The sequence below is a fragment of the Sphingobium quisquiliarum P25 genome (genome assembly GCF_000445065.1).
In the GTDB taxonomy this organism is placed as follows: domain Bacteria; phylum Pseudomonadota; class Alphaproteobacteria; order Sphingomonadales; family Sphingomonadaceae; genus Sphingobium; species Sphingobium quisquiliarum.
The window spans coordinates 1-11,127 of record NZ_ATHO01000064.1 but is presented as its reverse complement, the minus strand read 5'-3'; the positions used below and the strand labels follow the sequence as shown (position 1 = coordinate 11,127).

The following is an 11,127-nucleotide window of genomic DNA, read 5'->3' as shown; positions in this document are numbered from 1 at the left end:
CGCCCCAGAAGCGCGCAGCCCGCGCCACCGAAGCGGCGGAAAAATCCATATGCGCCGCCAGCTCGCCGCTGTAGCATCCCGCTTCCCGACCGCCCATCGCATTGGGGGCGGCGGGCAGCGGCATGGGGGCCGCGCCTTTCCTGCCGATCCACCCCATCGCCAGATGCAGGTTCAGCACCGCGCGCGCCAGCTCCCCGCTCCCGGCCGGGCCGCCCTGATGCAGCGTGACGACGCGCCCGCTCGCACCCAGCAGGTCGTAAAAGGCCCGCAATTCCGCCGGAGCCAGCCCGCAACGCCGGGCGACCGACCATAGGTCATGCCCGGCCCTCAGCCCGTCCCAGAAGCCCGGCGGCGCATCCACGCTCCGGTCCAGAAATTCGCGGTCCAGCGCGCCGCTGTCATGGCAATGGACCAGCAGCCCGTTCAGCAAGGCCCCCTCCGTCCCCGCGGCCACGGTGACGGTCAGGTCAGCGCCCTTCACCGGCAGCTTCCCGCCGGACGTCAGCACCACCAGCCGGGCTGCTCCCTCCTCCCGCGCCGCCTGGATGCGGCCCATCACTATCGGGTATCGCTCCGCCGCCGCCGCATCCGTCAGCAGGATGATGTCCGCCGCGTCGATATCCTCATAGGTCCCCGGCGCCACATCCTCGCCCAGCGCGGCGCGATAGGCCCCTTCGACATCGTCGCTGCGCCAGCCTGCATCGATATGGGCCGACCCGATAAACCCCTTCATCATCTTGTTGGCGGCGTAATAATCCTCCGTCAGCAGATTGCCCGGCACATGAAGGGCGACGCTGTCCGGCCCATGCCGCGCAAGGATGCTGGCCAGCCTGCGCGCGATCTGCGCGATCGCCCGGTCCCATCCGGCGCGGCGGCCGCCCGCCATCGGATGGAGCAGCCGCCCATCCAGCGGCGCCATATCCTCGATCGCGCCGCTTTTCGCGCATAGCTGGCCGCTATTTGCCGGGTGGACGGGATCGCCCGCAAAGCTCAACTCGCGCCCCTCGCCCGTCACGGCGCGGATGCCGCACCCGACCGGGCACTGGCCGCAAAGCGTTCGCACAATCGCCATGACCGGATCAGGTCACTGGCGTCATTTCTGGCAGGCGACGATCGCGTCGATCACCGACAGCGTTTCCTGCGGATCGCGCACCCGCACCGTGTCCAGCCCCAATTCCTTGGCCGGATAGTCATTGCCGCCGGGAAAGATCGCGTCGCCGATGAACATCATGGCTTCCAGCGCGATGCCGCTCGCATCCCGCAATTTCTTGAGGCCATAGGCCTTGTCCACCCCTTCGCGCGTGATGTCGATCGATGTCGCGCCGCCCATGTTGATGGAAAGCCCCGGCAAGCGCTGGCGCAAATCCGCCTGGATCACCCGGCGCTTGGCGAAATCGGGATCCCAGACCTCCTTGGCATGGATGGGCGCCTGCTGCCCCAGCGCGGAAAAGGTGATCTGGCTGCCGCGATCCTCGATCCGTTCGCCCCACACTTCCTCAGGCACGAATCCGGTCGCCTCCAGTGATGCGTCGAAGGCGGCGAAGATCTGCTGCTTCTGCGCCTCGTCGAACAGTTCGGCATAGACGGGCGACCATGCGCCGTCCCTGTGGGTGTAGAGCTTCGTCCCCGTCGTCGGCATCAGCCACAGGCGCGCCCGGTCCGCATGGGCGGGCAGGCGGCTGGCGACCTGCTTGTCGAATTGCGGCCAGTCCCCGCCGGAAATCACCGCGACATGCGCCACGGTCAGCAGGCGGGCGATCGCCTCCCCCATCTCCTCGCCCAGCGGCTGCTTGCTTTCGGCCAGCGTTCCGTCCAGATCGAACGCAATCAGCTCCTTCATTCCACAAGCTCCCGCAAATACTGACAAAGTGGCTCGCCACCCCCGGCCCGCTATCATCAAATTGGCTGTCGGCAAATGCCGCAAAAGGGAATAAATCGGCCCGGCTCGCCATTCCCCAGGCGGCTCGCCCATATTGTCCCAAGGAAATCCCCGGCACATGGCCTCTCGACCGAAAGATGACTGGGTGCTGCTCGGCAAGGGCAAAAGCTCGCATGTCTTCCGCATCGGCGGCGGCCAGATCATCAAGGTCTTCCATGCGGCCGTTTCCGAAGAGATGATCCAGCGGGAAATGGCCGCGGCCACGCTGGCGGCGGCTCATGATCTTCCCACCGCCGCCCCCGCCCGCCGCACCGCCGTGGACGGACTGCCCGCGCTCATCTATCCCGAAGTCACCGGGACACCGCTCGCCGCCACGATCCGCAAATATCCTTATCGCGCGTCCGCCCTGCTCGGCGAGATGGCAGAGCTTCTGGCGGCGATCCACGACCGGCGGGTATCCGGCCTGCGCACCGTCAATTCGGTCATCGAAACCGACATCAATTACGGCCCCGCCCCCGCCGCCCTCAAGCAGGCGGCCTGCGCCTATCTCGCCACGCTGCCGCTGCCGGACCATCTGCTGCATGGCGATTTCCACATCGACAACATCATCATCCGCGATGGCCGCCCGGTGATCCTCGACTGGGCCAAGGCCGCCATCGGCCATCCCGCCGCCGACATGGTGCGCGCCGAAATGCTGATGCGCTTTGGCGAAGGCCCGGCCGATCCGGTGACGGCGCTCTGGCGCGACTGGGCCGCCGGACGCCTTGGCCGCGCCTACCGCCAGCACAGCGGCCTCCACCGGGAACAGCTATCGCTCTGGCGGCCCGTGGTCGCCCTCGCCTGGCTGCGCGCCCGGCCATCCGTGCGCGACCGGGCCTTTCACGCCTATCTCAACCGCGCCCTCGCCAGGGCCGGGCTGCCGCGCTTCGTACCCGTTTAACGCTTCGGCTTTCCGTTCGCCCTGAGCTTGTCGAAGGGTCCGGCTGAGCGAAGTCGAAGCCTTCGCCGCGCTCAGGCAAGGGCTTCGACTTCGCTCAGTCCGAACGGATGTCAGCTATTATCCCGGCTCACCCGGCCCGCTGCAACGCCACCGGCCGCCTGTCCTTTTCCACCGGCAATGGCTTCGCATCGCGCGTGGAGCACAGCCGCTCCACCGCATTGCGCACCAGCATGGTCAGCCCCTTCTCGCTCAGCAAGCCGCCGCGAATCAGGCACCGGTCGATCAGCACCCGCCGGAACGCCGCATACAACAGCTCGTCCGGCGCGCCGGGGTCCAGCCAGAACTCGTCCAGCGTCCCCTTGTAGACGACCCCCGGCACCTTGTAGACGGCATGTCCTAGCACGACCACCGGCTTGCCCGCGTTCAGCGCCAGCGTGCCCACGGTGCTGTTCACCGTCACCACGCCCAGCGACCGGCCCACCACCTGCGCAATGTCCCAGTCCGCCAGGTAGAAGACCCGGTCCCCCACGCCATAGCGCGCCGCCAGCCTGCGCGTCAGCCTTTCCCAGGCGACCAGTCCCGAATCCAGCGGATGGCGCTTCACCAGCAGCGATGTTTCGGGCGGGGCGTAGCGGGCGAAGCTCTTGATCACGAAGCGCAGCGCCGCGCGCATATTGCCGAAGGGCGAATGGACGCGGATCTGATAGTCCGAATCCAGTTGCAGCGGCAGGGTGAAATAGGGCCTGTCCTTGACCTTTTCCCATTCCGCCTTCGCCGCCAGCTTGTCGCCCTTGCGCAGCATCAGCTTCTTGAACCATCCGGCCGCCTCCAGCGCGAAGCTCTGCGGCCGGTGCGTGCGATAGAAGGGGAAGACCGGCCGCATCATCGCCGACGCCAGGCCGTTGCGCGTCGTATTGACCGCGCGCTGGCGGAAGGTGGACGGGATCTGCGGCTCCGTCCCCCCCTGTTCGGGCGGCAGGCCGCGCGCCTGTTCCAGATACCATTGCGGGTCCAGCGGCAGGGTGGAATTGCCGTTCACCCCGTCTTCCTGCAACGTCATGAAGTCGGGCCGGATATAGCCTTCCTCCAGCACATGGACGCGCAGGCCGCGCAGCCGCGCCATCTTGTGCGCCGACGCATGATAGGGCCTGCAATCGCCATAGAGGATGAGGTCGGTCACATCATGCTGAACGATGAAATCATCGAAGAAAAGCGGCCAGTTGCGGAAGGTGCCGCGATAGTCCGTCGCCTCCCCCGGCCAGTCGACCTTGTCGCCGCCATTGATGTTGATCCGCAACGCCTTGTGCCCGCGCTCACGCAAGGCGTCGGCCAGCATCGCGAAAAAGGGTCCGTGCGGCCCCTGAAGGAAAAGGAAGGTCTTGGCAGGCGCGTCAGCCATGGAGACGCTCGGCGGACAATGTCATAAATCTTTGTATTTTTCCCTGAACCATCCGCAACCGGACCAGCCATGATATTGGCGAGTGCGCACCGGCCGCCATCCGCTCCACCATGATTTCAGGACCGCAGGGCAATTGCGTGACCGGGTCCAGATAGCGAGGATAGAGAATGAGGGCGGCCGCCACAAGCTGGTCGATGGTCAATCGGCGGCCCCTGCGCGGATTGGGCGGGGCCAGATCGCGCGTCAGGCCCCATCCGGCGTAGAAAGGCATGCCGTGCACCGTCACCGGCCGGTCGCGCAGCAGCGCCTCGAACCCGGTGAGGGACGAAAGCACATGCACGTCATCGACGGCCTGCACCAGCGCCATCAACGGCGCGCCGGTGTCGATGACATCGGCATGGCGCAGCACCGCCGCATCGCTCAGATGCCCTTTGCGCAGCCCCGCCTGCACGTCAGGATGCGGGCGGTAGATGATATGCGCATCCCGCTCCACCTCCCGCGCCCGCTCCAGCAGGCCCAGATTGCCCGCGACCCCCGCGCCGCCATGCTGCACCGACAGGTCGTCCTCCACCTGCCCGACCACCAGCACGGTCCGCTTGCCGGAGGGGAGATGCGGCATGCCGCCCGCCTCCAGCCCATATTTGGTGACGCCCCCCGCCCGGATCGCAGAGCGCAGGCGGCGCGCGCGGTCCAGCAGCGCGGGCGGAAATTCATGGGTGGCGAGCAGCGTCTCCAGGTCGCTTGGGCTGCGCGCGTCATAATAGATGCCGGTCCGGTCAACCACCACCGATCCGGGCGGCGTCAACGCCGCGCCCAGCCCCCTGGACCGCAGAAAACCGTCCTCCACCTTCACGGCGGCCACGCCCTGCGCCTTGGCATCGGCGATGAAGGTGGCGGGCACGCGCGATGGCCAGAAGGCGACATCGCCCTTTTCCCGCCCGGCATAGCGCAGCGCCGCTGGCGGCGTCAGTATCGGTGGAGGCCGCGTGCCGTCCCACAGGAAACGGCGCACCGCCTCCCGCTTCCACCAGGCCATGCCCGTTGCCGCAGCGATGCCGCGATTGGCCTCCAACATGCGCCGCCAGTCGCTGAGTTGCCGCACCGCATCGGCGGCGCTGGCGGGTTCGCCGGTAAAGCAATCGCGATAGCTCGCCGCAGCGATGGCCGCCCGCGCCGCCTGCCGCAATCGTCGCGGATCGATGCGGCGGCCATCGGCCCCAAGCACCGGCACGTCCAGCAGGCCAGCGACGATCGCCAGCTCATCATCCTCCGGCGCATGGACCGCTTGCGCTCCGCCGACCAGCGCCCAGGGGTCCACCGCTTCGTCAATCCGGGCGCCCTGCTGCGATCCATCCGTAGCGCCCACGACCGCGATCTCCGCAGCGGGGACAGGGTCAAACGTCCCCGCCGGAACAGCCATCCCCGCACGAACCACCACGCGAAAGCCTGTGCGGACCGCCCCCCAGAAAGCCCCCCCCACCCGCGCGCGGGCAATCTCGTCCAGCAGTTCGTCCGACACCGCGCCCGCTTCTCCCGCGCTGGCCATGCTGACCGCCGCCACCGAAGGGGCGATGCCGGGAAAGGGAGGAGAACGGAGAAAGGAAAGACGGTTCATGCCTTGCAATCCTGCCGAACCATCATTGCGCCGCGACAGGAACAGGAAGAAACAAAGCGTTGCCGCGCACCAGTAAGGGCCATGTCCACATCGCCCTATTGATGAACTGGTGAAGGCAGGTCAAGTAAAGGCCGACGCCGTTACATCATCCAGCAACTTCATGACGATATCGAAATATCCGCCCCATGTCGGCGCGCGCCATGCGGCGATCCGCTGCAACTGGGCGGCCCGCTCCGGCGAATCCGGGCGGCGATAGGCGTCGATCATCGCCATCCATCCCAGCCCGTCGAGCGGGTCGAGATAGTCGGGCGCATCGCCCCCCACCTCCCGATGGGCGACGATGTCGCTGCAAATCACCGGCACGCCCGCCGCCAGCGCCTCGACCACCGGCATGCCGAACCCTTCCTCGAAGGACGGCATCACCATCGCGCGGGCATGGGCGACAAGCTGCTGCATTTCATTGTCGGACAGTTCGCCCGCTTCGATCACATGGCCGCGCAATATCTCGCCGCGCTCCAGATGATCGACCACATTCTCATTTTCCCAGCCCCGGCGGCCGATCAGCACCAGCACCGGCGCGTCATCGCCCAGCCGCTCGACCAGCCGCCGCCAGATGTTCAGCAGCAGCAGATGGTTCTTTCGCGGCTCGATGGTGGAGATATAGACGAAATAAGGCCGCGATGGCATCTGAAAGCCCTCGGCGGCGGGCATGTCCGGCGGATCGGCGCCGAAATGGGCGACGCAGATCGTCCGCCCATCCAGCCCCCGGCTCATATGCGGGCCAAGCGCGTCGATCGTCGCCTGGCTGTTGCCGATGATGCCATGGGCGTAGCGGTCGATCGTGCGCACCCGCCGCCGATGCTCGTCAGCGCCCTGCGGACGCGCGAATTCGGGATGGGTCAGCGGGATGACATCGTGGACCAGCGTCACGAACCGCGCCCCTTCCGCCCGCAGGATCGCGCCGACCTGATCGGCGTCGTCCAGATGATGCGGCGACACTTGCAGATAGACGCGCGGCCCCCTGGCGCGCGGCACCGGCCGGGGGCGCAGCGCGATCAGGTGGCGGATGATCGCCGCCCGGCCCGTCTTTTCGTCCGGCCTCTCCGCATTGCGCCAGCGCGCTGCGGTAAAGGCCAGGAACTGCCTGACCGCAGCTCCGTTCAGGCGGCCATAATAGCCGCCCGCCGGGTGAACCGCGGCAAAGGCGAGCCGGTCGGGAATGCGCTGCAACAGCTCGCGCGCATAGACGAATTCCACCCGGTCGATCCCGGTCGGCGCGGAATGGAAGCTGCGCGACAGCAGGCGCGACAGGTCCAATATGACCTCCGCCTTGCCGTCGCTCGCGGCGAAAGACGGGCTGGCAGGCTTGGCCCGAAGCGCCAGCCGCGCGCCGGGTGCCTTGAACGGCTTGAGCGCCATGCTACCGCCCCGCTTTCCCGAAGCCGCCCTGCCGCCGTCCGCGCCGCATTTCAGAACTGCGCACGAATCTCTTCCGCCAGCGCTTCCAATGCGGCGGGATCGGCGAAATTGCCCTGGGCATGCGCGGAAAAGCCCGCCGGGCCGCCCGCCCAGCGCGGCACGATATGGAAATGCAGGTGGAACACGGTCTGCCCCGCCGCCGCGCCGTTGAACTGCGCGATGTGGATGCCGTCCGGGTCCAGCGCCTTGTGCGTGGCGGCGGCGACCTTCTTCACCGTCGCCATCACCTGGGCCAGCGCCTCATCCTCGATCTCCAGCATGTTGCGCGCCTTCGACCATTTGGAAATGACCAGGCTGTGCCCCTTCGACTGCGGCTGAATGTCAAGGAAGGCATAGGTGTGCTCATCCTCATACAGCCTGGTCGAAGGGATTTTCCCCTGAAGGATCAGTGCAAAGACATTGCCCTCGTCGTAAACGCCCTCAAGGCTCATGCCACATTCCTCAGCTCAGATAATGAGCCGTTGTCTTAGCGGCGACTTCCTCCGCCGTCACGCCCGGCGCGAGTTCGATCAGCTTGAACGGGCTGTCATGGTCCGGCCGCTGGAACACGCACAGGTCGGTGACGATCATGTCCACCACATTCTTGCCGGTCAGCGGCAGGGTGCAGGCGGGGATGAATTTGGGGCTGCCGTCCTTGGACGTATGCTCCATGACGACGATGATCTTCTTGACGCCCGCGACCAGGTCCATCGCGCCGCCCATCCCCTTGATCATCTTGCCGGGGATCATCCAGTTGGCGATGTCGCCATTTTCCGCCACTTCCATCGCGCCCAGCACGGTCAGATCGATATGCCCGCCCCGGATCATGGCGAAGCTGTCGGCGCTGGAAAAATAGGCGGAGTTGGGCAGTTCGCTGATCGTCTGCTTGCCCGCGTTGATCAGGTCGGCATCCTCCTCCCCCTCATAGGGAAAGGGGCCGATGCCCAGCATGCCGTTTTCCGATTGCAGCGTCACCTCCACGCCCGCCGGAATATGGTTCGCCACCAGCGTCGGAATGCCGATGCCCAGATTCACGTAGAAGCCGTCTTTCAGCTCCTTCGCCGCGCGCGCGGCCATCTCGTCTCTGGTCCAGGGCATCAGGCGGCCTCCCTCTGGCGAACGGTGCGGAATTCGATCTTCTTCTCGTACGGCGCGCCGACGATCATGCGCTTCACATAGATGCCGGGCAGGTGGATCGCGTCGGGGTCCAGGCTGCCGACGGGCACCACTTCCTCCACCTCGGCGACGCAGATCTTCGCCGCCGTCGCCATCGGCGCGTTGAAGTTGCGCGCCGTCTTGCGGAAGATCAGGTTGCCGCTCTCGTCGGCCTTCCACCCCTTGATGATCGCAAGGTCGGCGAAGATGCCGCGTTCCAATATATATTCCTGTCCGTCGAAGACCTTGACTTCCTTCCCCTCGGCCACCGCCGTGCCGACGCCCGTCTTGGTGTAGAAGCCCGGAATGCCCGCCCCGCCCGCGCGGCAGCGTTCCGCCAGCGTCCCCTGGGGGCAGAATTCCACCTCTAGCTCGCCCGCCAGATATTGCCGCTCGAACTCCTTGTTCTCGCCGACATAGGAGGAGATCATCTTCTTCACCTGCCGCGTGCGCAGCAGCTTGCCCAGCCCCTCGCCGTCGACCCCGGCATTGTTGGAAGCGATGGTAAGGTCCTTCACGCCCGAATCACGGATCGCGTCGATCAACCGTTCAGGAATTCCGCAAAGCCCAAAACCGCCCGCGCATAATTGCATGCCGTCAAAGAGAAGGCCCTCCAACGCAGACGCAGCATCGGGGTAGAGCTTCTTGACCATCGCTTTTCCTCCTCCTGAACCGGCTTTGCCCATAGGGCGAAGCGGCCGGAGGGTCAATTTGCTGCGATGGCGAAATTACTGCGAGGGCGCAGGATGAGGGATGCAGGCGCTTCGCACATTACAGAGCGCCGCCTCCCTTCAACCGTCATGCTGAACTTGGCGCGCAACTGCCGATCGCTTAGATCAACCCCGCCAGCGGACTGGACGGATCGGCATACATCCGCTTGCCCATCCGCCCCGCCCGATAGGCCATGCGCCCCGCTTCGACGCCAGCCTTCATCGCGGCGGCCATCAGCACCGGGTCCTTGGCCTCCGCGATCGCCGTGTTCATCAGCACGCCGGTGCAGCCCAGCTCCATCGCCTCGGCCGCTTCGGATGCCGTGCCCACGCCCGCGTCCACCAGCACCGGCAGCTTCGTGCCCTCCACGATCAGGCGGATCGTCACCCGGTTCTGGATGCCCAGTCCCGACCCGATCGGCGCGCCCAGCGGCATGATCGCCACCGCGCCCGCATCCTCCAGCCGCTTGGCCGCGATCGGATCGTCGACGCAATAGACCATCGGCTTGAAGCCTTCCCTGGCCAATATCTCCGTCGCGCGCAGCGTTTCCACCATGTCGGGATAGAGCGTCCGCGCCTCGCCCAGCACCTCCAGCTTGACGAGGTCCCATCCGCCCGCTTCCCGCGCCAGCCGCAGCGTGCGGATCGCCTCCTCGCCGGTATAGCAGCCCGCCGTGTTGGGAAGGTAAGTGATCTTCTTCGGATCGATATAGTCGGTCAGCATCGGCGCCTTTGGGTCGGACACATTGACCCGCCGCACCGCCACCGTGACGATCTCCGCCCCGGAAGCCGCGACCGCCGCCGCATTCTGTTCGAAATTTTTATATTTGCCCGTGCCAACGATCAGCCGCGACCGGAACGTCTTGCCCGCCACCGTCCAGCTATCGTCATCCACCGCCGAAACGTCGCCGCCGCCGACGAAATGCACGATCTCCAGATCGTCGCCATCCTCGACGCACACCTGCGCCAGGGTCGATCGCGGCACCACCTCCAGATTGCGCTCCACCGCCACCTTTTCGGGCACGAAGCCGAGTTCGCTCGCCAGTTCGGCCAGCGTCATGCCCGCACGCACGCGGCGATGCTCGCCATTGATGGTGATCGATAATGTGCCGTCGACGTGCAATGCTCTTGTCCTGTCTTCAATCGAAAGAACGTGTCTCGACTTGGCGCGACACGAAAGGCTAAGGATCAGCGCAGCATATAGGGGCCGCGACGCCCCTGCCGCAACATGCTTAGGGGAAATGCCATGGCCGACGCGCGGAAAATCTATGTGTTGAACGGCCCCAACCTCAACATGCTGGGCACGCGGGAGCCGGAAATCTACGGCTATGACACGCTCGACGACATTGCAGAACGGATGGAGGATGCGGCGCAGCGCGCGCATGTGGAGATTGATTTCCGCCAGTCCAATCATGAAGGCCATCTGATCGACTGGCTTCAGGAAGCGCATGAGGAAGGCGCGCATGCCGTCATCCTCAATGCCGGCGGCCTCACCCACACCTCCATCGCCCTGCACGATGCGATCAAGGGCGTCACGGTGCCCGTCATCGAAGTACACCTGTCCAACCCGCACAAGCGCGAACCCTTCCGCCACAAAAGCTATGTCGGCATGGCGGCGAAGGGAACCATCGCGGGCTTCGGCGCGATGTCCTACATGCTGGCGCTGGAAGCCGCGCTCGAATTGTGACTTGTCGTTCGAAAGTTGCGCTTCGCCCCAAATGCGCATAGGCGCGGGCATCATAAACGATATTCACCGTCCAGGGACTTCAAATGAACGACAAGGCTGAAAAGGGCGCAATGCAGGTCGACGTGCAGCTGGTGCGGGATCTTGCCGCGCTGCTCGACGACACCAACCTGACGGAAATCGAGGTGGAGGACGGCGATCGCAAGATCCGCGTCGCGCGCAAGGCGGGTGGCGGCAACGCCATCGCCTATGCGCCCGCGCCCGTCGCGGCGGCCCCCATGGCCGCT

General features: G+C 65.9%; 11 protein-coding genes and 1 pseudogene. 3 read left to right on the top strand and 9 right to left on the bottom strand.

Annotation, left to right across the window (positions count from 1 at the left end; all coding sequences use genetic code 11):
- Positions 1-1,072, bottom strand: a 1,072-nt coding sequence (locus L288_RS29465) for a molybdopterin-dependent oxidoreductase (protein WP_021237778.1), incomplete at its 3' end; no start/stop codon positions are given.
- Between the two features lie 21 nt (positions 1,073-1,093).
- Positions 1,094-1,840, bottom strand: a complete 747-nt coding sequence (locus L288_RS29460) for an HAD-IIB family hydrolase (RefSeq protein ID WP_021237777.1) — start codon at positions 1,838-1,840, stop codon at positions 1,094-1,096.
- Between the two features lie 157 nt (positions 1,841-1,997).
- Between L288_RS29460 and L288_RS29455 the strand changes: the two genes are divergently transcribed.
- Positions 1,998-2,819, top strand: a complete 822-nt coding sequence (locus L288_RS29455) for a phosphotransferase family protein (protein ID WP_051209628.1) — start codon at positions 1,998-2,000, stop codon at positions 2,817-2,819.
- A 127-nt stretch (positions 2,820-2,946) separates the two neighbouring features.
- Here L288_RS29455 and L288_RS29450 read toward each other — a convergent pair whose 3' ends face one another.
- The 7 genes from L288_RS29450 to thiS form a co-directional block, all read right to left on the bottom strand.
- Positions 2,947-4,218, bottom strand: a complete 1,272-nt coding sequence (locus L288_RS29450; protein WP_021237775.1) for a capsule biosynthesis protein — start codon at positions 4,216-4,218, stop codon at positions 2,947-2,949.
- Positions 4,211-5,833: a capsular polysaccharide export protein, LipB/KpsS family gene (locus L288_RS29445; protein WP_021237774.1), complete on the bottom strand. Its 1,623-nt coding sequence runs from the start codon at positions 5,831-5,833 to the stop codon at positions 4,211-4,213. Before L288_RS29445 ends, L288_RS29450 begins: the two co-directional genes overlap by 8 nt.
- A gap of 120 nt (positions 5,834-5,953) precedes the next feature.
- Entirely contained in the window at positions 5,954-7,252 is a 1,299-nt protein-coding gene (locus L288_RS29440) for a glycosyltransferase family 4 protein (RefSeq protein WP_021237773.1), read from the bottom strand.
- A gap of 50 nt (positions 7,253-7,302) precedes the next feature.
- Positions 7,303-7,743, bottom strand: a complete 441-nt coding sequence (locus tag L288_RS29435; RefSeq protein WP_021237772.1) for an HIT family protein — start codon at positions 7,741-7,743, stop codon at positions 7,303-7,305.
- Positions 7,744-7,753: 10 nt separating this feature from the next.
- Complete coding sequence (locus L288_RS29430; protein WP_030538975.1) at positions 7,754-8,389, bottom strand: CoA transferase subunit B; 636 nt, start codon at positions 8,387-8,389, stop codon at positions 7,754-7,756.
- Positions 8,389-9,099, bottom strand: a complete 711-nt coding sequence (locus L288_RS29425; protein WP_021237770.1) for a CoA transferase subunit A — start codon at positions 9,097-9,099, stop codon at positions 8,389-8,391. Before L288_RS29425 ends, L288_RS29430 begins: the two co-directional genes overlap by 1 nt.
- 178 nt (positions 9,100-9,277) lie before the next feature.
- Entirely contained in the window at positions 9,278-10,279 is a 1,002-nt protein-coding gene (gene thiS / locus L288_RS0121440; RefSeq protein ID WP_021237769.1) for a sulfur carrier protein ThiS, read from the bottom strand.
- A 123-nt stretch (positions 10,280-10,402) separates the two neighbouring features.
- On the opposite strand from thiS, the gene aroQ reads away from it, so the two are divergent.
- The gene (gene aroQ / locus L288_RS29420; protein WP_021237768.1) at positions 10,403-10,843 is read left to right on the top strand and encodes a type II 3-dehydroquinate dehydratase; all 441 of its coding nucleotides are present in this window, start codon (positions 10,403-10,405) and stop codon (positions 10,841-10,843) included.
- 83 nt (positions 10,844-10,926) lie between these two features.
- Positions 10,927-11,127, top strand: a pseudogene (locus tag L288_RS29415) (acetyl-CoA carboxylase biotin carboxyl carrier protein); the annotation flags it as partial.